Raw genomic sequence first — 20,757 nt, forward strand, 5'->3', positions numbered from 1 at the left:
ACTTTCAGAGGTGATTTTATGAAAGCCAAGACCCTGATGTTGCAGGGAACCTCCTCCGATGTAGGTAAAAGCGTTCTCGCCACCGGGCTGTGTAGAATTTTTTACAGGATGGGGTATTCGGTGGTCCCCTTCAAGGCCCAGAATATGGCTTTGAATTCCTACGTGACCATGGAGGGAGGAGAGATGGGGCGGGCCCAGGTAGACCAGGCCAGAGCTGCCGGAATGGAGCCCTCGGTGGATATGAACCCGGTGTTGCTAAAACCGGAGGGCAATTCCAGGTCTCAGGTGGTGGTGATGGGACGGCCGATGGTGACATTGTCCGCCATGGACTATCACTCGAGAAAGGTGGAGCTTTGGCGTTCCGTTACCGACTCTTTGGATCGTCTTGGCGAACGACACGATCTTATAGTGATCGAGGGCGCTGGCAGTCCGGCTGAGATCAACCTCAAGGCCAACGACATAGTCAACATGAGGGTGGCCAGACATCTAGGCTCTCCGGTTCTTCTCGTGGGGGATATCGACAGAGGAGGGGTTTTCGCCTCCCTCTACGGCACTTTGGCACTGCTTGAGGAAGAGGAGAGAGATCTGGTCCGAGGATTTATCATAAACAAATTCAGAGGCGATCTTTCCTTGGTCGGATCAGGTCTGGACATGCTCCTGAACCTGACGGGGAAACCTACTTTAGGAGTTATCCCCTATCTTAACGACCTCGGGGTAGCTCAAGAGGACTCTGTTTTTCTGGAGGAGCACGACAGGCTTTCCCGAGGAAGCTTGGACTTGGTGGCAATAAGGTATCCCAGGACCTCCAACTACGACGATCTGGACGCTTTGGCCATGGAGCCCGATGTCGGAGTTCGCTTGGTGGATTCCCCCTGCGATATGGGTAGGCCTGACGGGATAATACTACCGGGTAGCAAGAGCACCGTGTCCGATCTGCTTTGGATGAGGGAAAACGGTCTGGAGGCGGAGATCCTGGCCTTGGCGGGATCTGGCGTGCCGGTCGTCGGGATATGCGGAGGTTTTCAGATGATGGGAAGGACCATTTTGGATGGAGACCGAGTGGAGAGCTCCGATGAACGTGTAAGGGGCATGGGGCTTCTCGACTCGGTGACGTCCTTTAAGGCTGAAAAGAGGACGGTTCGGACCAAAGGGACGGTCCAGGGGAAGCTGGGTTTTTTTGGAGAAGTTCAGGGGATCGATGTGGAAGGATACGAGATACATATGGGACGGACCGATTCGCCTATGAAGGACGGGCTGTTTCTCCTGGAGAACGGCGACCTTGACGGTGCATCGGATCCCGAAGGGCTCCATTGGGGCACCTATCTTCACGGGGTGTTCGATTTGCCAGATTTCAGACGATCGTGGCTTAGATCAATCGGTTGGAGGGAGTCCGGCCAGGGGATTTCTCTTGAACAGCACAGGAACAGGGCTTTTGATCGTCTAGCCGACCATATGGAAGAGCACATGGATATGGGCGAACTCAGGCGCATAGTGGGGCTATGAGGGCTCTGGTATCCTGTCCCGGAACCTGCGGAGAACTCTATCAGGGATGGCCCGGAGGAATCTGCAGTTTGATATCGTGTCCTATAGACAGAACCACCTATATGGAGGTGGAGGTTAACCCTGGAACGGGCGAGATATCAGTCCCGGAGGGAATGGATAAGACCGGGGATGTCCTTGGGCTGGCCTCAAACCTTTGGCGATGTCGACATCTGGATGTGTCTGTCCGTAGTTTTAGAAGACTGCCGGTATCCAGAGGATATGCCAGTAGCACCGCCGACATGATATCGGCACTGTACGGTCTTGCTGTCTGCATCGATAGGATCGTATCTCCCGAGGAAGTCACTGAGATGGCCGTGGCGATTGAACCCTCCGATGGAATCGCCTGGTCTGAACTGGTGTTGTTGGATCATCGTTCATTATCGAATTATACGGTTATCTCGGAGGTCCCCCCTTTGAAGGTGGTTCTCTTCGATCCGGAGGAAGAGGTGGATACGGTGGAGTTCAACCGACGGGTCCATCCCTTAGAGGGAGTCGACTACGATGGGATACTTCACGATCTGATAGGTGCATTGATAAAAGAGGACTGGATCGCTTTGGGCAGATCCGTTACCGCCAGTGCCAGAGCGAATCAGGATGTTTTGTTCAAGCCCTGCCTGGAGGAGCTTATAGACGTGGCTTTGTCCGACGGAGCTTTAGGTGTGACCGTCGCCCACAGCGGGTCCATCTGTGGTGTGCTGTATCCTCCGGATGCGGATCCCCTTTGGGCTGATTTGCCCTGGCCCGACGGGGTTGGGACTCCTCGGCTTGCCAAAATGGTCCCCGGAGGAGTTCATGTGTTGGGGGTAGCTAGATGATCTTCGATCTCATATCGCTGGCCGTGGCCGTTCTGTGGGATGTTTCTCTGGGGGAGCCTTCAAACGCCGTTCATCCGGTATGCTGGATGGGATCTTTCGTCGATTTCCTCTGGAGAAAGAGACCTGGAAGATGTCTGTTCCCTTATGGGTGTCTCATAGTCTTGTCCGGTATTTCTTTGGTCATGGTTGTGGTGTCGGCTGTGTATAGTCTGTCTCTCGTGTTTTCCTTGCCTATTTCCGTCTGGTTTCTGAAGGGGACTTTCTCCCTTAGTGGTTTGCTGGAGGCGGGAGGATCTATCGACCGGGCCCTGAAATCCGGCGATTTAAGCCGGGGCAGACGCCTTCTGGGATATCATCTGGTTAGCAGAGATACCTCTAAACTTTCTTCCTCCGAGGTAGCAGGGGCCGCGATCGAATCGCTGGCGGAAAACTTCGGCGACGGCCTGGTTGCCCCTCTCTTTTTCTTCGCTCTTTTCGGGCTTCCCGGGGCTTTAGTATATCGTTTCGTAAATACCTGCGACTCGATGTTGGGATACCGTGGAGGGGATTTCGAGTCGGGGGGCAAGTTCGCCGCTAGACTGGACGACCTTTTGAACTGGATTCCCTCCAGGCTGGCTTCTCTCCTGATTTTGGCTGGGGCCGCTATCGTAGGAGCCAACTGGAGGGGCGGCGCGATCTCGGCCTTAAGGGATCACGGTAGGACCAGTAGCCCTAACGCCGGTTGGCCTATGGCCGCCATGGCAGGAGTTCTGTCGGTCGTCTTGGATAAAAGAGGGGTGTATCGTTTGAATCTTTCAGGAAGAAGGCCCGTGTCGAAGGACCTTAGAGAGGCGATGTCCATTCTCATGGTAGCTCAAGGTCTGGCTCTAGCCTTATTTTTTATGTGGATATGTGCAGGTGCGTTATGATCCCTAGACCGGTATCGGATCTCGACGGATTGGGGCCGGTGGTTCACGGCGGAATAAACCGTGGAAAGCTGGACTCCATGGGGTTGGGTGTCGATGATATCCTGGATTTCAGCGTCTCGATCAATCCCCTGCCACCTCACGAGGATGTTTTGAAGGCGTCTCGTTCCGCTGAGTTGGATATCTATCCCGACAGGTCCGCCTGGGAGTTGAGGGAAAGACTATCCGATCTTCACGGGGTGGACAGTTCCAGGGTTTTGGTCACCAACGGAGCCTCCCAAGCGATATGGCTGGTGTCTATGGCATATTTGAGATCCGGCAGGAATACCTCTGTCGTGGTTCCGGTCTACGGCGAATATATTCAGGCGGCTTCCGCTCTGGGAGCCTCGGTTTACCTATGGGATTTCGGAGATTTTATGACAGGCGATTCCTCTGGTTTTAGCCGTTCGCTTCACGACAGAATCCGAATTGAACCTCCTGAGGTGCTATGGATCTGTTCTCCCAATAACCCAACGGGATACGCCCTTTCAAGGTCGCAGATCGAGTCCATCCTGGATATATGTAAGGTCGGTCCGACCATGGTAGTCCTAGACGAAGCCTATCGCAATTTCATGGAGGATCCTCCTGATTTGGAGGATCTTCTCGACACAGGCAGGCTCCTCATACTGAGATCCATGACTAAGGACTACGGTTTACCTGGCATCAGGCTGGGGTATGTCCTGGGTTCCTCGGATTCCATATCGGCAATGGAGAAGGTCCAGCCTGACTGGAGCGTGGGGGCCCAGGCCCAGGCTGTGGGGGTGGCTCTTCTGCAGAACCGGGAGCATTACGAACGACAGTGGGAGCTTTTGAGAATAGAGAAGAAGAGGCTATCCGACGGTCTGAAACGGATTGGCGTAACGGTGATCTTCGGAGAGGGCAACTTCCTGCTCTGTCGTCATCGTCGTTGGTCCGAACTCAAAACGTATCTGTGGAACAAGAGGATACAGCTCAGGGACTGCGGTTCCTTCGGGCTGAAAAATTATTTCAGGATAGGTATAAAAAACGTCGATATGGACGATCTGCTTCTAAAGGAAATATCGTCTTTTTTGCTCGGAGAGGAGGCTTTTAGCTGAACATGGGAAATATAGTTTTGGTGTTGGGAGGAGCTAGAAGCGGTAAAAGCGGATTTGCCCAGAGCTTGATATCCGACCAGGAAAGACATTGTCTTCGAACTTCCGTCTTTTATGTAGCCACCGCCGGGATAGAGGACGATGAGATGGCTCGTCGGGTCGCCCGTCACAGGGCGGATCGTCCGGATAGATGGAAGACCTTGGAGGCCCAAAACGACGTGGTGGGAACGCTTGAGGAAATTCCTTCGAAAAGTATAGTCCTTTTGGACTGCGTTACAATGATGGTTACCAACCTCATGTTTTCTCGTAGAACAGAATGGGACGGTCTCTCTATGGAGGACGAGAGGTCGGTAGAGCAGTTCGTGCTGGGAGAGGTGGACCGTATGTTGGAGGTATTTAGACGACGGGATATTTCCGCCGTTCTGGTCTCGAACGAGGTGGGGCAGGGGTTGGTGCCTCCCTATCCTCTGGGGAGAATCTTCCGGGATATTGCGGGATGGGCTAATCAGAGGATCGCAAAGGAAGCCGATAGCGTCTATCTTATAACCGCCGGTATCCCCCAGATCATCAAGGAGGCTACGTCATGAGGTTTCTGTTGGCCCTGTCTTTTCTGACATGCATCCCGGTTTCGTTGAAAAGGCCTATGACTGAGGAGGATCTGGGTCACGCTACGAGATGGTTCCCTCTGGTAGGCGCCGTTATAGGCTTGATCCTATTGTGTGTTTTCCGTATCTCCTCATCCGTATGGGGTGCCTATGTGGCAGGAGCCTCCACCCTGGCGGTGTGGGCCGCCTTGACCAGAGGGCTGCATCTGGACGGCCTGGCCGATACGTTCGACGGACTAGGCGGCGGAGTCACTAAAGAGAGGGCACTGGAGATCATGAAGGACAGTCGGATAGGAACCTTCGGTGCCGTGGCGATATTCTGTCTCCTTACGTTGAAGCTGGCCGTTCTGTCGTCTATGGGGCCCGAGCTATCAGAATGGATCTTCGTGGCTCCCGTCCTATCCAGGTGGTCCATGGTTCTGGCCGTCGCAGGTTTCTCTACCGCCCGTAAAAACGGTTTGGGACGCCGTTTCAAGTCCTATTGTGGGGTTACCGAGATGATGTTTGCCTCGTCTTTGGCTCTCGTCCCGGTTGTCGCCATCACGGGATGGATGGGGCTGGCCGTCATGGGTGGTGCGGGATTGACGATGTGGTCCGTGGGACATAGGATTTCCTCCTTTCTCGGGGGCCTAACGGGAGACAGCTACGGCTGTATCTGCGAGGTCGTGGAGCTTTTCGTCCTGATGTCCGGTACTGCCGTGGCGTCTCTTTAGGTTATAATCGGAAAATATCGTCTCGGATATAGTTGTCTTTAAGAGATTCGTCCTACCTCGGGCGTACCGTTCTACAGTCAGGAGGAGATCCAGAATATGTCGTTCGTCATTCGGATCAAGGGTTTTTCCGATATACACTGTGAGATGCCGTTGTCGGGGCAGGGAGTGTTGGCTTCCACCGGACTATACAAAAACAGGAACATCGTCGCCTGGCGGGTAAATAACTATCTTCGCCCCCTCGAGTGGGTCGTCGACGGAGACGCAGACGTCGAATTCGTCGATACCTATTCCTTCGAGGGGACCATGGTCTACAGGAGTTCTCTGGGTTTTCTGCTCGTCCTGGCCTCGAGAAAGGCTCTGGGCAAACCCATCTTTATCCGTCATTCGATCTCGGAAGGTCACTTTTGGGAGCTGGAGGACGAGGATATAACCGAGGAGGATCTGGCGTCTATAGCGGAGACGATGAAGGACCTGGTCGATATGGATATTCCGATAACCAGGGAGATCGTCTCACTCGATAAGGCCTGTCGAATATTCGAGAGACAGGGAAACCCGGAGAAGGGGAGACTTTTCTCCAGGGTCTACATGGATCCCATAGAGGTCTATCGTTGTCTCGATATGTACGGTTTTTTCTATTGCCCTCTGGTCCCGTCCACGGGATATCTCAAGAATTGGGATCTTAAGCTTCTTGCGCCGGGAATGGTGCTTCAGTTTCCCACGGTCGCCTATCCTACGTCTTTGCCGCCCTTTCAGGCATCCAGGAAGCTGTCCGGTGTTTTTCTCGAATACGCTAACTGGCTCAGGACGATGGGAATAAGCACCATGGTCAACCTTCACGACGCCATAGCCGCTGGAAGAGGGCAGGAACTGATACTGATATCCGAGGCCTTCCACTCCCAGAGGTTGAGCAATTTGGCCTACGATGTGGTGAAAAGAAATGCAAGGGTTGTCTGTATAGCCGGTCCCTCCGCGTCGGGCAAGACCACTCTGTCTAAAAGGCTTAAGATACAGCTTCAGGTCTGTGGAAAGAGACCTGTGACGGTGTCGCTGGACGACTATTTCGTGGACAGGGAGAGGACGCCTAGAGATGAGAAGGGCGACTACGATTTCGAGGCTTTAGAGGCTCTGGACCTCGAATTGTTGAACCAGCAGCTGAAATCCCTGATAGAGGGGGAGTCGGTACAGCTTCCTCGTTTCGATTTTCGCACCGGAACCCGTAAGGAAGGTCGTTGGTTGAAATTGGATGAGGACGACATCCTTATAATAGAGGGCATCCACGGATTGAACGACCAGGTTACCCAGTCCGTTCCTCAGGACAAAAAGTTCCGTATCTTCGTGTCTCCTCTGACAGGGGTGAGCCTCGATAGACAGAACAGGACTAGCACGACGGATAACCGCCTTTTCCGAAGGATGATAAGGGATCACAGGACCAGAGGGCACGGACCGGAAGCCACTCTCAAGAGGTGGCCGTCGGTCATAAGAGGGGCTCAGAAGTATATCTTTCCGTATCAGAAACACTCGGATGTTATGTTCAACTCCGCCCTTCTTTACGAGCTGCCTGTGTTGAAAGGCTATCTGGAACCGCTTTTACAGACGGTTCCCGAGGGGTCTCCCGTTTTCGGCGAGGCCAGGAGGCTGTTGTCCCTGCTGCGATTCGTCCCCCCTCTCCCGTCCGATACGGTTCCCAACGAATCCATCATAAGGGAGTTTATCGGCGGCAGTCTTTTCGAGGACTGAGGATGGGTCGAACCTTTGGCCTCCTGATCTGTCTCCTGACGGTCGTCTTCTCCTCTCGGTCATGGGCTTCCGATATCGATGGGCTCTCATATTGGAAGAGGCTCGAGCCGTCTCTGTCGGCTTATATCCCCTGGGCATCGGAGGTCGTTATCTCGGAGGACTGCGTTCCATCCGGTAGTGTTATGTGGATCTGCCACAAAGGGGCCCATCTTCTTTTCGGAGTGGACGAGAAGGCCAGGCTTCTTTTCGGATGCTGGCCCGTCGCTACCGGTAGAAACACCGGTCAAAAGCGTAAGGTCGGGGATATGAGGACTCCCGAAGGTCTTTTTTCCGTCCAGAGCGTCCACGATGCGTCTTACTGGCAGCCCTACAGGGATAAAAAGACCGGCGATACAGTAGGGTACGGGCCCTGGTTTATAAGGCTCAAGACTCCGCCATGGAGCGGCATAGGTATCCACGGTACCGACGAAGGACATCTGTCGGAGATCGGTACCGACGCCAGCCACGGTTGCATAAGGATGAAGAACGAGGATCTGTTGAGGATAAAGGAAGTAGTCAGACCGGGACAGAAGGTCTTGATCGTTCCCTGAGGGAGTGAGCCTATGGCTAAGGTTACTATGGCCGATGTCGCCAGAGAGACGCAGGTCAACAAGGCGACGGTTAGCAGAGCGCTTAAAGGCGATCCCAGAATATCCCTAGCTACAAGAGAAAAGGTCTGGGAAGCTGCAAAGAAACTCGGCTATCGGGTAGACACTGTCGCCAGAGGACTTTCCAGTCGGAGAACCGACGTTGTCGGGGTGGTCCTGCGCGATCTGGGGGAAAGCTGGGTGGGATCCTTCCTCTCCGGAGTGGAGAGGGTTCTGGCCAGGCATCGTATGGAGATGTTGGTAAAAGAGGCCAACGATCTGGATGCCTCGTCCAGGTCCGCATATCAACGGTTGTTGGATAGAAAGGTGGATGGAGTTATCTGGGCATCGGATGCGCCTTTCCCCTCCGGCGAGGATGGCATCCCTTCGGTGATCGTCGGTAATGGGGAGGGCGATCCCTCCATGAGGGTCCTTCTGGACGAGGAGGTGATCTCTCGAAATGTCCTCTCCTTTGCCGGTGGACGTCCCGTCTCGTATAGAGGCGGGGATCGTCCTTTTTTCCCCTTTCTGGAAGGGCTATCCTCTATCGGAAGAGAAGATGGGATGGTCCTATGGGATGGAGATCTTCCGTCTCTAGACAACCTGGCTGAGGGGATCCTCCTGTGTGGGGATCGTTCGATTTTGGCCCCTTTAATGGTTCCTCATCTGCCCTGGCCGGCTTTCGATATGGGGCATCTTTCCGCAAGAGGTCTTATCAACGTAGTAAGGGAAAAGGGCGTCAGGCCAAAAGAGATAAAGGTATCGTCTGGCATAGTAGGGGTGGAGAGAAGCGATTTGGGATATTGAAAATCTATCTCAACTCTTGACGAGGAGACGGATGGACCTTATAACAGGACTCAGTATATCGTTGCGAGGAGATGAGGACGAAAAATGGATCAGGAAAACCAGTGTAGCGGGAGTTGCGATAGCTGTTCCAGCAAGGAGAGCTGTCCCGATTTCCCTAAACCTACCAAGAAAGACGTCTGCAAGGTAATAGCGGTGGGTAGCGGTAAGGGCGGGGTTGGGAAAAGCTCCGTTGCAGCCCTCCTTGCCGTTGCTTTGGCAAAAAGAGGGGATTCCGTAGGAGTTCTCGACGCGGACATAACGGGTCCGTCCATACCTAAACTGTTCGGTATCACCGAACGTCCCAAGGGAGACGAGTCGGGAAAGATCATCCCTCCCAAAACCGAGAAGCTGGGCATATCGATCATGTCCATGAATCTATTGCTGGACGATCCCAAGGCTCCGGTCGTATGGAGAGGTCCTCTCATAGGAGGAGTCGTAAAGCAGTTTTGGGACGATGTGGAGTGGGGAAAGCTAGATTGGTTGGTGGTAGACCTCCCACCCGGGACGGCGGACGCACCTCTGACGGTGATGCAGACTATCGCTCTCGATGGGATGGTTATAGTCACGACCCCTCAGGAACTTTCCGCTTTAATAGTGGGAAAACAGGCCAGGCTTGCCGAGATGATGAAGGTTCCGATATTGGGGATAGTGGAGAACATGAGTTACGTCAAATGTCCTAAATGCGGTGAGATACTCAATGTATTCGGTCCAAGTCATTCCGAGGAGATAGAAAAGGCTTTCGGAATATCTACGATAGCGAAAATTCCCGTGACCGATGGGTTCGCCGCCATGGCAGACGACGGAACTATCGAGAGTTTTTCCGACGAGGCAGTCCTTGGGGCTTTGGTGGACGGGATCCTTTAATTTAGAGAGGTCGACCGAGAGCCTCCCTCTAAGGATGGCTCTCGGTCTTTTGATTGGGCGTGTTTGTGTTTCCGACGGGGGAGAATTCCTCCTCCTCTGTCAGGTTTTCCTCGAGCTGTTTCATTACAGTGTGGTAGTCTACTTTTTCGTTACCGCTACAGTGGTATAGGCTGGTGAATATCACGGCAGAGACCGATCCCTTTTCCTCGAACTCATCCCTGATGTCGTCCGGTAACTTTTTTATTTTGGATGCGGCCACCTTTGCTCCGGCGTTCGGGGTTTCAGGCAAGAGTATCAGAAAGTATCCGTTGCCTATAAAAAATCCGAGATCGCACTCTCTTGTGTGTCTTTTTACGAATGCCCCATACTCGTTGAGGATTTGTTCTTCCCATATTTTATCGGCTGACTCTCCTCCATCGTAACGGAAGGATAACCGGATCATCACTATGGAAAGCCATCTTCTGTATCTTACGGATCTCTTTATCTCCGATGGGGCCATGATATCGGCGTATGTATGGGAGTAGAGGCCTGTGGGTTTGTGTATCATGTCGTTGTCCTTCGTGTCCTTGCTCGATTCGGGGGATTCTATTTCCTCTACCAAACATATAAGTTGGGACTCGTCTAGATTCTTTCTCAGGACTTGCCAGCCCTTGCCTCCTATATCCACTCGATCCATATCCTCGGGGAATATATTTCCAGCGCTTTGTCCCAGCAGAAGTTCTTCGTTTACATCCAGCAGTCGTGCCATGTCATCGTTGATGGAGAGGATGTTCCCATCTGGGTCGATGTCCAGGGAGGGCAAAGGGATCTCCCTCGAGATGCCTTTTTTTTTCTCCACAGCTGGAGGTCTCTCTTTATCACTGGGGTTTAGCGCTGAAATAACTTTTTGCAGGAGCGATATCGTTCCTGCAAAAGACATGGCCAATCCTACCCAGGAAAGACCGTAAGGGGCTCCCATTCCGAGGGGCAGAACCAGCAGAGCTATCCCTTGAGCCAGTAACTGTAGTGGGAATAATCCTAGAGTGACCTTCCTCATGAGACATATGGCGTAACCCGACGATATCGAGAGATATATCAGGGCTACGAACAGCCAAAAAGTAGCTCCCATATATAACCTGTTGGAGGGGTCGGAGAAAGGAAGCAGAGCGAGGATTATCATCATGGTCGGGATCGGCGGGATGGACAACCATGAACCCGATTTTTGTCTAGCCTTGTCTTGGGATGACATCATATCTCCATCTTGGTGCCTGAGGAGGCCCAGACCACGTCTGTATAGCGGCTGGCCATTTGACTGGCAGCGTAAAATCCGGTGCAATGACAGGGACGCCATCTCTCGACGGGGGCTTTGTCGAAGGAATGAGCCATGGCGGACCATGTATCGGAAGTCATCCCTCCTAGGTGCATCCCTCCTATGACGGTGTCGACAGACGTTAGATCGAACTCCTCCATGGCGTAGCGCAGGATATTAAGTACTCCGGAATGAGCGCATCCCAGCACGATAGAAGGCCCTTGCGATCCGAACGCAAGTAGCGACATGTCGTCGTGAAAGGGGTCCTCTATCCAGGAGTCTCCTTGTGGAACGACAAGCCTGGAGGTCCTGAGGGTTAGATTCGGATCTCTTTTTTCCGCCGGTACCGAGAATGCCCACAGGTTCGGAAGGATCTCCGTCGGTCTTTTTATCGGTCGAAAATCTCTGCGTTCAAGATCCAGATCGAGACCGATGAAGCATTCTCCCCGAGAGGTTTTTCTGTAGTGAGGAGCCATAATGGACGAGCTTCCCCATATAGGAAGATCGGGGCGCCTCCATAGCAGCTGAGGGGCCCCGCCGCAGTGGTCGTAGTGACCGTGGCTCAGGGCCAGTCCGTCGATAGCGTCTATAGATACGTCTAGTTCCGACAGGTTGTGCATCAGGGAATGTCCCTGTCCGGTATCCCATAGTAGAGAGCCTCTGGGGGTCTCGAGAAAGAAACTCAGCCCGTGTTCTCCCCATAGGTTTGACGAGCCGCATAGATTGTCCACGATTACCGTTATACGCATATCCATATCCCCTCGTTCTGTCTTTTGATCCAACCAGGAAGTCATTATCTCATATTTCTCTCAGGATAGATGATTTCACGTGGTCATATATAACCGATCATACATCAGACTATGGTATTTTGGAGGATCTCGGGTACAATGGTCAAGCGACTTCTCCAGAAAAAGAACAAGAAAGTAGGGACCTTTTATGAAACTCGGAATAGTGGGCTTGCCCAACGTAGGCAAGAGCACCCTTTTCAACGCTATAACCTCCGCAGGGGCGGAGGCCTCGAATTATCCTTTCTGCACCATAGAACCGAACGTGGGAGTTGTCTCCGTTCCGGACGAAAGGCTGAGCGTGCTGTCCAAGATGTTCAACTCGGCGAAGATAACCCCTGCTACAGTGGAGTTCTTCGACATAGCCGGTCTGGTTCGCGGAGCCAGTAAAGGTGAGGGATTGGGCAATACGTTTCTCTCCCATATCAGAGAGGTGAACGCCATAGTCCACGTCGTTCGTTGCTTCGAAGACGACAATATCGTTCACGTGGACGGTTCGGTCGATCCCATAAGGGACATAGAGACGATTGAGTTGGAGCTGGTTTTCTCCGATCTAGAGATGATAGAACGACACCGGACAAAGACGGAGCGAAACGCCAGGAACGATAAATCCCTTCGTCCATATCTGGAATTGGTCGGCAAGGTTCAGGAAAAGCTTGAGGCGGGCAAGATGGTCCGAGCCATGGATCTTACCGATGACGAGAGGAAGGAACTTAGAGGACTTGGACTCCTTACGGATAAGCCGGTTATCTATGTGGCAAATGTCTCGGAGGACGATGTCTCCGATTCGCAAGGTAACGCCCACGTTGTATCCGTAAAGGAGTATGCCGACAGGTTCGACTGCGAGGTAGTCACTATATGTGCCAGGATAGAGGCGGAGGTGGCCGAGCTGCCGGAGGAGGAGAAAGGGGAGTTTTTAGCCGAATTGGGACTTGCGGAATCCGGTCTGGATCGGCTGGTCAAGGCTGGCTATCGCCTGTTGGGGTTGATATCTTTCCTCACCGCCGGAGAAAAGGAGTCCAGGGCATGGACCATAAAGAGAGGCGATAGGGCCCCTCAAGCCGCAGGGACGATACATACGGATTTCGAGAGAGGTTTCATAAAGGCTCAGGTGGTGGCATACGATGCACTGATACGATGCGGAAGCCTGGCCGAGGCCAAGGCTGGAGGTCTGGTTCGCATGGAGGGTAAGGACTACGTCATGCAGGACGGAGACGTGGTCGAGTTCAGGTTCAACGTTTAAAGAAGGGAATGGTAGATATGCAGCAGATCAGTTTGGATGAAATCCTATCGGCCGTACTGTCCAGGATGGACGGTCTTGCGGCCTCGGAAGAAAATTTGAAGAGCAAGTTCAACATAATGGGGAGGGTCCTATATCGCAAGGGGTTGCTGTCCGATCAGGACGTGATCGACGCCATAAAGGATGAGCACCGACTTCTCGTCGAGTTAGGAGCGTTAAAAGAAGAACCGGACGAAGAGATGGTCCAGGCCATAGCAGATAGCATGCTTCAATGGCTCAAGGGAGATGTGGAGGCTATAAAGGAGAGCATGAAGGTCTACGAGGAAAAAATGCGCCAGGCTATAGCCAAAGAGGAGAGAAAACCCCGTATAGACGTGGCCCCCTCCTCAGCGCTAAAGCAGCTGGACCAGATGAGCGGCAATAAAAAAGGCAGCAAGCTGATCCTGTAGGGCTATGAAGGAGAGCTGGTCGGTCCGGTTGCTTGGCAAATGGTTGGAGGTCGGCGTCAGGAACAGGTATATGTTTTTTCTGGACGTCCTTTTTTGTATCTTTGCTACGTGGCTAGGGTTTGCCCTTAGACTCTCGTTTTTTATGGACCACTTTTATGGAGATATGGTGGTCTCCGGTTTGATCTTCTCCGGTGTCTGTTCAGTGTCCTTCTATTTGGGGGGGATATATCGTATCTATTGGCCTCAGGCCAGTCTCGAGGAATTCGCCTTGCTTTTGAGGTGCTTTCTGGTAGGTTCTTTGATATTCGTTCTCTGTCATCTCCTCCTGCCGTTCATGTTTATCCCTCGCTCCTCTCTGGCGATAACCCTTCTGAGCTGTTTTGTGCTGGTGGCGGCCTATAGAGCCTCTTGGCGCTTCTTCGTCGCAGCCCGTCACGGCCAGGATTCCTGTATCAGAACGGTCATAGTCGGAGCGGGAAATGCCGGGACCTCTCTGGCCAGGGATTTGCTTCGTAACGGAGACGAGCTTTTGCCGGTGGGGTTCGTAGACGACGACGATCAGAAAAAGGGCAAGGTCATCGCAGGTCTACCTGTCCTGGGTCCAGTTTCGGACCTGGAAAATATAATAGTGGATGAACGTATCTCCGTCGTTTTGGTCGCCATACCGTCGGCATCCAGAAAGGTCATAGGAGATATGCTGATGAGGCTTTCCTCCTTGGGCGTGGAAACCCGGGTTTTGCCGAATCTCAGGGATATCGCCGGAGGTGTAGTTACCACTACCATGCTTCGAAAGGTGCGTCTAGAGGATCTGCTGGCGAGGGATCCGGTCGAGCTGGACAGCCAGGTCATAGCTGACGTGGTTCGCCAGAGGGTGATCCTCATAACCGGAGCGGGAGGGTCTATCGGCAGCGAGATATCCAGACAGATATGTTCATATGGACCTTCTCGTGTTCTCCTTCTGGGTCATGGAGAGCACTCTATATACGGGCTTTGCGAGGAATTCAGGGAGAAAAGGGTGTCCGTCCCCTACGAACCCATCATAGCGGACGTAGCCGATTCGGACGCCATGGAGGCGGTTTTCTCCAAATGGTCGCCCTCGGTAGTCTTCCACGTTGGGGCCCATAAGCATGTTCCTCTCATGGAGGTTAATCCGAGAGAAGCTCTCCGGGTTAACGGAAAGGGGACATGGGTCTTGGCCGACCTCTGCGGGCGGTTCGGGGTGGAGCGTATGGTCATGGTCTCTACCGATAAAGCCGTAAATCCTACGAGCGTTATGGGAGCTACCAAGAGAGTCGCGGAGATCGTGGTGCAACAGGCTCAGCTGAATTACCCCGAGACCAAATACATGGCAGTTCGTTTCGGGAACGTTCTCGGCAGCAGGGGAAGCGTTGTCCCTAAGTTTGAGAAGCAAATAGAATCCGGCGGTCCTGTTACGGTGACTCACCCTGATATGAAACGCTATTTCATGATCATACCGGAGGCCGCCGGATTGGTATTGCAAGCCAGTGCCCTTGGAAAGGGCGGAGAGATATTCGTCCTGGACATGGGGGATCCCGTTAAAATAGTGGATCTGGCCGAGACGCTCATCCGTCTTCATGGTTATTCCCCGGGATCGGACATAGCCGTCGATTTTACGGGGGTCAGACCGGGAGAGAAACTCTTCGAGGAGCTTTTTTACGATCCGGACTTCGTCGACAGAACCGCTCATCCTAAAATTTTCAGAAGCAATCTTTCGGACAAACAGTTGCCTATCGATCCGATCATATCGGAGGTGGATGTCTGTTTATCCTGCAGGGGCAACTCCACGTTGTCGACCCTGCGTAAGTTGGTTCCAGAGTTCAACCATCCTTAGCCGGAGGATCCCTTCCGGCTTTTTTATTTTCCTATCTTTATGAGTTTTTCTATCTCCTTAAGCAAGGGCTTTATCTCTTTTGAGCTTGCCTGCTTGTTGAGTATATCCGCAGGGGATATTTTCTTGCCCCAGTAGAGCTCGTTTGCGCTAGGGTCGTGATTTATGGTGGCTCCTTCCAGCGATAGCCCGGCGAAGAGTCCTTTGCTCATGGAGTAGCTGTATATGGGGGTGTTCATGTTTATGTCCGTTGCCGCAGAGGTCCTCCTTCCTACCGGTCCCGCCGCTACGGCTACGTCGCCTCCTAATGTGAAGGTATCTCCTCTGAAGGCCTTCAGACCGTCTTCGTTTACGACTGCAAGCACCAGTGCCGTAGACTGTACTCCTATCTGAAGACCGAAAGAGCCCCCCGCTATGTTGAAAAAGGACGGTCCGTACCATTTTCCGGTTTTTCTGTCGTGCTTAAGCAGAAGCCCCTCACCGTACTGACCCCCTAGGACGAAACCGGCCTTTACCACCGAGGGGAATATGGCGACCGCCACTCCCTTGTCTATGACCTCGCCCATCGTTTGAGCGTCGTCCTGTCCCGACATGTTCTCTATCGTCTTTATAGCTTCGTTTATGCGATGTTCCGGTGTTTTCCCTGCCCACAGGGGACAGGACGATGATAGTATCAGAAACGTCACCGCTATGGCTAAGATGTTTTTCCCTGCTTTAATCACTGGTATTCCCTCCCTTGGATTGGGTTGTCTTATGTCCTGAGGCTATTATACAATGTGCGAGCTCTACCATGGACCATTCCTTCGGTCTGCTGTGATATAATGTTGCCGAAATCGAGGAAACCTGCGGTGTGCGTGATCATGTCCTACGTCTTGAGCCAACACTCGAGCCATGTAGGGCTGAGTCCGAACCGGTCTATGAGGCGGTTTTCCGCTTCAGACGCCCAGGCTCGGTAAGCCCCTTTCTAGGTAGGATCGGGTCAAGACAATCATGACACGGCACTGCGGGCTACCAACTTTATACGGCGCTGAGCTGTGCTCGGCGCCCTTTTCGTATCTGCTGGGGAGGCCTGTTCATGTTCAGTTCGCCTTTATGGAATCCTCTGAAAGGATCGGGGGTGATCTTCGATTGGGACGGTGTTTTGGCGGAGACCCGATTGGATTTCTCCGGTATCAGAGAAAGATATTTTGGCGGTAAAAGAGCTGCCATACTCGAGGAAATGAGTCTCATGGACGAGGAAAAAAGGAGGGCTCTTTCCGAAGAGATCAGGGCTATAGAGCTCGCCGGAGCGGAAAAGGCAGTTCCGGTTCCGGGATCTAGGGAAGTGGTCGATCTTGTATCGAAGGCAGGAATACCTTGGGCGGTAGTCTCTCGGAATTGCCCGGAATCGATAGAACTTGCGGCCCGTACCATAGGTTTTAAACTTCCTGTGCATACCTTTCATAGAGAGAGTGGCCCGATAAAGCCTTCGCCAGAAGCCCTTTGGATGGCTGCCGAGGCTATCGGATCCGCCTCCTCGGGATGTACCGTCGTGGGGGATTTTGTGTACGATCTTTTGGGAGCGAGGAGGGCCGGGATGAGGGCGGTCCTGGTAGAAAGGTCCTCTGTGGACTGGGGGCATTGGGCCGACGTCTTCTATCCCCGTATGACCGATTTTCTATCGGCATTGATAAACGAAGATCCGATAGTTCCCTGGGAATACCATGGTCTAGTCTCAGAAAGGGGGCTGTCGTGGTTGACGTCGGCCTGGAATGTCTCGATTGCCCTACCTGAATTATGGGACGAGGCGATCCTAAATAGTCTGATGAGCCTGGCCGAGTTGGGAGTAGGACGTTTTACGGTAAAAGCCGGGACCTTGACTTTCGATGAGTGGAGGGGGCTGTCATGGCTTTCGCCGAAAGATCTGGAGCGTCCGAAAGCCTTCGTGCTTGCAAGAGCCCTTAAAAAACGATACCCGAAGGTTGTCGTGGAGGAATGCGAAGAAGGTCTCCCATTAGCCTCCCTGGGAGGCGATCTTGTTAACGGTTTGGAGAGACATCTCAGTTGACTCAATGGGAGACCCCTCTGGCGGAGAGGATGCGACCGTCATCCTTAGATCAATATATCGGACATCTCGACGTAATGGGACCCTCCGGCTCCCTCAGAGTCTTGCTCGATAAAGGCGTGGTCCCTTCCTGTATATTATACGGGCCTCCTGGAGTCGGTAAAACCGCGTTGGTGCGTCTGATGGCCTCGGTTACCGATAGAGAGCTTTTCGAGATAAACGCTGTCTCCGCAAAGGTGTCTCAGTTGAGGGATCTTATAGAGAAGGCCGCCCGTTTTAAGGCTCTTTCCGGTCGTTCCGCCGTGGCCTTCGTCGATGAGATATACCATTTCAATAAAGGACAACAGAACGCTCTTTTGCCTTCGGTGGAGAAGGGCGATGTCGTTTTGGTCGGGACTACAACGGAGAATCCCTGGTTCGAGATCAATAAAACCCTTCTGTCCAGATTGTTGGTCTTTTCCTTGGAACCTCTAGAGAGGGACGATTTGGTCAGGATAATGGATAATGCTCTTTCCGATAAGGAAAAAGGGTTGGGAAAACTCGGCATGAAATGGGAAGACGGCGTTTTGGAGGAGCTTGCCTCGAGTGCATCCGGAGATGCCAGGCAGGCCTTGACCAGGTTGGAATATCTTGTAAGGGTTATTTCCGCATCCGGTGGATCCCTCCTCTCACAGGAGAGAGTCCGTAAAGAGCTGCCAGCGGCGTTCGTTCGTCACGATAAAGACGGCGACGATCACTATGAGGTAATATCGGCTTTCATAAAGAGCATAAGGGGGTCCGACCCCGATGCGGCGGTATACTGGCTTGCCAGGCTACTAGAGGCAGGGGAGGATATCCGTTTCATCGCTAGAAGGATGGTGATATCCGCGGCGGAGGATATCGGTTTGGCCGATCCTATGGCGCTGATATTGGCCACTTCCGCTGCCAAGGCCTCGGACATGACCGGCATGCCCGAGGCTAGGATAATTCTATCGGAGGCCGCGATTTATCTGGCCGCGGCACCTAAAAGCAATCGAGCTTACGATGCCGTAAATCAGGCTATCTCCTCCATCAGAAAGGGGGATATACAAAGGGTCCCCGATCACCTCATAAACGGTAATCCCGATTATCGATATCCTCACGACGACCCCAGACACTGGGTTCCCCAGTCCTATCTGAGGGAGCCTCGCAGATTTTACCGACCTTCGGAAATGGGGTCCGAAGCGAGAATAGCTCAAAGACTCAAAAGGTACTGGCGTAGGTTTAGGGATGGTCGGGACGAGGAAGTCTAGACTCCAGTATTCGGTAGACCGTGAGCCCGACTATCTCTCTCCATGCCAGAGTGGAGTCTCTTAATGCTCCGGCCGTGGGTATCCATTTTAGTGGATCTGAATTCATGTCGTCTGCCAAGGACCCTATCGCATACGGGTAGACTTCAATATCTGGCATTGCCTTTTTTGCCATCCATAGAGATCTTTTCATGTGGAAGGAGTTTGTAACCAGTACGATCCGATCGACTCCTTTGTGTCTCAATATCGAGGCGGAATATGTCATGTTTTCCCATGTGGTTCTTGAGTTTTCCTCCAGCATTATCTCGCCCTTATAGCCCCATCTTCTGATAGAACGTTCCATGGAACGTGCTATGGATTCGCCTCTGTCGTAGCTTAATCCTCCGGAGAGAAGTATAGGATATCCTTTTTGTCTTGCGAGCGAAGCTCCCTCTATCAGGCGCTGGGTCGTAAAAGGTCCCGGTTCGGATTCTCCGGAATTTTTTCTGGTGAAGCCTCCACTGAGTATCATGACCACCGGTGTAGATCCCTTCTGTGGAAGCTCTTTTCTCTCGATCTCTACCTGTCTCAACAACAGGTGACTGGTTACAGGTAAGGACAGGGACAACAAAACCACGACGCTTAAGATTATAATGGACGGGCCAAAGAACAAAAGGGGCCTTCTTCTACGGTGGTGAATCGTAAAGAAGGTCCCTACGAGTATCGCAAGGGATAAAAATACCAAAGGGGTAGTTGTGGCCCCCAGCAGTTTATAGACGAAGAACATGATTTTAAGAACGTATAGCTCCTGGATGGTTCTGGAGGTACTCTTCGACTCCGCTTCTGGTTAGGTTTATATGCTCTTTCATCTCTTCTCTTGCTTTTACTCCGTCTTTTGCTAATATCGCATCGATGATGGCGATATGACCCTCCGATAGGGCTTTCAGATAGTTTCTTTCCGCCAGAGAGTAGGGACGATAGAGATTTATCATGTCCAGAATATCCAACAGGACTCCCTTGAGGAAGCGATTTCCAGAGGCCTCATAGAGAAAATTATGAAATTTTCTGTCCTGTATGAGGTATTCTTTTGGGTCCGTGTCGTTGTCCATGTTGAAAAATATATCCCTAAATTTTTCCAGGTCCTTTTTGGGAGGCGACTGGGCTATCAAAGTGACGGCAAACATCTCTAGATTTGCCCTCAGTTCGTATAGTGCCGATGCGTCTTCCAGGGTGGGAACGGTTACGAAAGCCCCTTTTCTGGGAGTCAGTGAGACCAGTCCGGTTTTTGCCAACTGACGAATAGCCTCTCTGACCGGGGTTCTTGATACCGCCATCTTGTTTGCAAGTTCTACCTCTGAGAGTTTTTCTCCCGGTTTTATGATGCCTTCCACTATGGCTTCTTTTATCTTTTCATACACGATCTGTCTTAGATCAACGTTTTTGGCCGGGAACAACGGATTCTCCCTGGTCATGAACACTCCTCCCCAGATATCAGATGCGGTGTTCATTATACAAAAAACAGAAAAAAAGGGAAAGTCTTATTTTCCTTCTACGGGGAAGAACTCTTTTTGATACCACAGTATGAGGGCATATATGGCGTCGGAAAGCCTGTTTATGTAGGCGAATATATCCAAAGGCAGCGTGCCGGAACGGATCATCTTTACCGCTTGACGTTCAGCCCTTCTCGCTATGGTTCGAGCCATATGGAGTGTCGCACATACAGAGCATTCTCCCGGTCTTATAAACTGAAATTCCCCTTCGGTAAACATCGAGGAGACTTCTTTGATCATATCCTCCATCCAGTCGGTCCTGGGAGGTTCCATCCCCTCGCATAGGGCCATACATCCCATAAGGGTGTAAAGCTCGTCCTCCAATCGTTTTAAGTTCTCGTTTATGGGTTCAAAGGAGCACATAGACCTGGCTAGGCCTATGGATGCCTGACATTCATCGATGGTTCCGTAGGCCTCAACCCTGGGGTCGTCCTTAGGGACCCTCTCTCCGTTGCAGAGGCTGGTATTGCCCTTGTCGCCACCTTTAGTGGTTATGGTCATCTTGTACATAAGACAAGCCCACCTTTCTTTTATGATACC

Annotated in this window: 21 protein-coding genes and 1 other RNA gene; 16 read left to right on the plus strand and 6 right to left on the minus strand. The window is 52.4% G+C overall.

Annotated elements, in window-relative coordinates; genetic code table 11:
* Positions 1-18 precede the first annotated feature (18 nt).
* The 10 genes from L2W48_RS00440 (at position 19) to L2W48_RS00485 (ending at position 9,765) form a co-directional block, all read left to right on the plus strand.
* Positions 19-1,503 carry a cobyric acid synthase gene (locus L2W48_RS00440; protein ID WP_236097616.1) on the plus strand — a complete coding sequence of 495 codons (1,485 nt, stop codon included), beginning with the start codon at positions 19-21 and terminating at the stop codon, positions 1,501-1,503.
* The gene (locus tag L2W48_RS00445) at positions 1,500-2,357 is read left to right on the plus strand and encodes a GHMP family kinase ATP-binding protein (RefSeq protein WP_236097617.1); all 858 of its coding nucleotides are present in this window, start codon (positions 1,500-1,502) and stop codon (positions 2,355-2,357) included. The genes L2W48_RS00440 and L2W48_RS00445 overlap by 4 nt, the downstream gene beginning before the upstream one ends.
* Entirely contained in the window at positions 2,354-3,265 is a 912-nt protein-coding gene (gene cbiB, locus L2W48_RS00450) for an adenosylcobinamide-phosphate synthase CbiB (RefSeq protein WP_236097618.1), read from the plus strand. Before L2W48_RS00445 ends, cbiB begins: the two co-directional genes overlap by 4 nt.
* A complete protein-coding gene (locus L2W48_RS00455; RefSeq protein ID WP_236097619.1) occupies positions 3,262-4,377 on the plus strand; it encodes a pyridoxal phosphate-dependent aminotransferase in 1,116 nt (371 codons plus the stop codon). Before cbiB ends, L2W48_RS00455 begins: the two co-directional genes overlap by 4 nt.
* Positions 4,378-4,379: 2 nt before the next feature.
* The gene (gene cobU / locus L2W48_RS00460) at positions 4,380-4,961 is read left to right on the plus strand and encodes a bifunctional adenosylcobinamide kinase/adenosylcobinamide-phosphate guanylyltransferase (RefSeq protein ID WP_236097620.1); all 582 of its coding nucleotides are present in this window, start codon (positions 4,380-4,382) and stop codon (positions 4,959-4,961) included.
* Positions 4,958-5,692 carry an adenosylcobinamide-GDP ribazoletransferase gene (gene cobS / locus L2W48_RS00465; RefSeq protein WP_236097621.1) on the plus strand — a complete coding sequence of 245 codons (735 nt, stop codon included), beginning with the start codon at positions 4,958-4,960 and terminating at the stop codon, positions 5,690-5,692. The genes cobU and cobS overlap by 4 nt, the downstream gene beginning before the upstream one ends.
* Positions 5,693-5,788: 96 nt before the next feature.
* Positions 5,789-7,429: a nucleoside kinase gene (locus tag L2W48_RS00470; protein ID WP_236097622.1), complete on the plus strand. Its 1,641-nt coding sequence runs from the start codon at positions 5,789-5,791 to the stop codon at positions 7,427-7,429.
* 2 nt (positions 7,430-7,431) lie between these two features.
* A complete protein-coding gene (locus L2W48_RS00475) occupies positions 7,432-8,019 on the plus strand; it encodes a L,D-transpeptidase (protein ID WP_236097623.1) in 588 nt (195 codons plus the stop codon).
* 12 nt (positions 8,020-8,031) lie between these two features.
* A complete protein-coding gene (locus L2W48_RS00480) occupies positions 8,032-8,862 on the plus strand; it encodes a LacI family DNA-binding transcriptional regulator (RefSeq protein ID WP_236097624.1) in 831 nt (276 codons plus the stop codon).
* An 84-nt stretch (positions 8,863-8,946) separates the two neighbouring features.
* Entirely contained in the window at positions 8,947-9,765 is an 819-nt protein-coding gene (locus tag L2W48_RS00485; RefSeq protein WP_236097625.1) for a P-loop NTPase, read from the plus strand.
* Between the two features lie 28 nt (positions 9,766-9,793).
* Here L2W48_RS00485 and L2W48_RS00490 read toward each other — a convergent pair whose 3' ends face one another.
* Together L2W48_RS00490 and L2W48_RS00495 are read right to left on the minus strand one after the other, a co-directional pair.
* Positions 9,794-10,996 carry a hypothetical protein gene (locus L2W48_RS00490; protein WP_236097626.1) on the minus strand — a complete coding sequence of 401 codons (1,203 nt, stop codon included), beginning with the start codon at positions 10,994-10,996 and terminating at the stop codon, positions 9,794-9,796.
* The gene (locus L2W48_RS00495; RefSeq protein WP_236097627.1) at positions 10,993-11,802 is read right to left on the minus strand and encodes an MBL fold metallo-hydrolase; all 810 of its coding nucleotides are present in this window, start codon (positions 11,800-11,802) and stop codon (positions 10,993-10,995) included. Before L2W48_RS00495 ends, L2W48_RS00490 begins: the two co-directional genes overlap by 4 nt.
* A gap of 187 nt (positions 11,803-11,989) precedes the next feature.
* Between L2W48_RS00495 and ychF the strand changes: the two genes are divergently transcribed.
* Genes ychF through L2W48_RS00510 form a run of 3 tightly spaced genes read left to right on the plus strand, consistent with a single transcriptional unit; the run spans position 11,990 to position 15,379 of the window.
* Positions 11,990-13,081, plus strand: coding sequence for a redox-regulated ATPase YchF (gene ychF / locus L2W48_RS00500; protein WP_236097628.1), 1,092 nt, complete (start codon positions 11,990-11,992; stop codon positions 13,079-13,081).
* Positions 13,082-13,098: 17 nt separating this feature from the next.
* Positions 13,099-13,527 (plus strand): hypothetical protein, encoded by a 429-nt coding sequence (locus tag L2W48_RS00505; RefSeq protein WP_236097629.1) that lies wholly within the window; start codon positions 13,099-13,101, stop codon positions 13,525-13,527.
* Between the two features lie 4 nt (positions 13,528-13,531).
* Positions 13,532-15,379, plus strand: coding sequence for a polysaccharide biosynthesis protein (locus L2W48_RS00510; protein WP_236097630.1), 1,848 nt, complete (start codon positions 13,532-13,534; stop codon positions 15,377-15,379).
* A gap of 23 nt (positions 15,380-15,402) precedes the next feature.
* On the opposite strand, the gene L2W48_RS00515 is transcribed toward L2W48_RS00510, so the two are convergent.
* Positions 15,403-16,098, minus strand: coding sequence for a lipid-binding SYLF domain-containing protein (locus L2W48_RS00515; RefSeq protein ID WP_236097631.1), 696 nt, complete (start codon positions 16,096-16,098; stop codon positions 15,403-15,405).
* 115 nt (positions 16,099-16,213) lie between these two features.
* Here L2W48_RS00515 and ssrS point away from each other — a divergent pair.
* The 3 genes from ssrS to L2W48_RS00525 all read left to right on the plus strand — a co-directional run bounded on the left by ssrS (position 16,214) and on the right by L2W48_RS00525 (position 18,691).
* A non-coding RNA gene (gene ssrS, locus L2W48_RS13190) (6S RNA) lies at positions 16,214-16,390 on the plus strand.
* 61 nt (positions 16,391-16,451) lie between these two features.
* Entirely contained in the window at positions 16,452-17,423 is a 972-nt protein-coding gene (locus L2W48_RS00520; protein ID WP_236097632.1) for an HAD family hydrolase, read from the plus strand.
* Entirely contained in the window at positions 17,420-18,691 is a 1,272-nt protein-coding gene (locus tag L2W48_RS00525; RefSeq protein WP_236097633.1) for a replication-associated recombination protein A, read from the plus strand. Before L2W48_RS00520 ends, L2W48_RS00525 begins: the two co-directional genes overlap by 4 nt.
* On the opposite strand, the gene L2W48_RS00530 is transcribed toward L2W48_RS00525, so the two are convergent.
* The 3 genes from L2W48_RS00530 to L2W48_RS00540 form a co-directional block, all read right to left on the minus strand.
* Positions 18,663-19,454: a YdcF family protein gene (locus L2W48_RS00530; protein WP_236097634.1), complete on the minus strand. Its 792-nt coding sequence runs from the start codon at positions 19,452-19,454 to the stop codon at positions 18,663-18,665. The two genes, L2W48_RS00525 and L2W48_RS00530, sit on opposite strands and share 29 nt — an antisense overlap.
* A gap of 4 nt (positions 19,455-19,458) precedes the next feature.
* Positions 19,459-20,139 carry a GntR family transcriptional regulator gene (locus L2W48_RS00535; RefSeq protein ID WP_236097635.1) on the minus strand — a complete coding sequence of 227 codons (681 nt, stop codon included), beginning with the start codon at positions 20,137-20,139 and terminating at the stop codon, positions 19,459-19,461.
* Between the two features lie 66 nt (positions 20,140-20,205).
* A complete protein-coding gene (locus tag L2W48_RS00540; RefSeq protein ID WP_329606897.1) occupies positions 20,206-20,718 on the minus strand; it encodes a cob(I)yrinic acid a,c-diamide adenosyltransferase in 513 nt (170 codons plus the stop codon).
* Positions 20,719-20,757 lie beyond the last annotated feature (39 nt).

Source organism: Dethiosulfovibrio russensis, from assembly GCF_021568855.1.
In the GTDB taxonomy this organism is placed as follows: domain Bacteria; phylum Synergistota; class Synergistia; order Synergistales; family Dethiosulfovibrionaceae; genus Dethiosulfovibrio; species Dethiosulfovibrio russensis.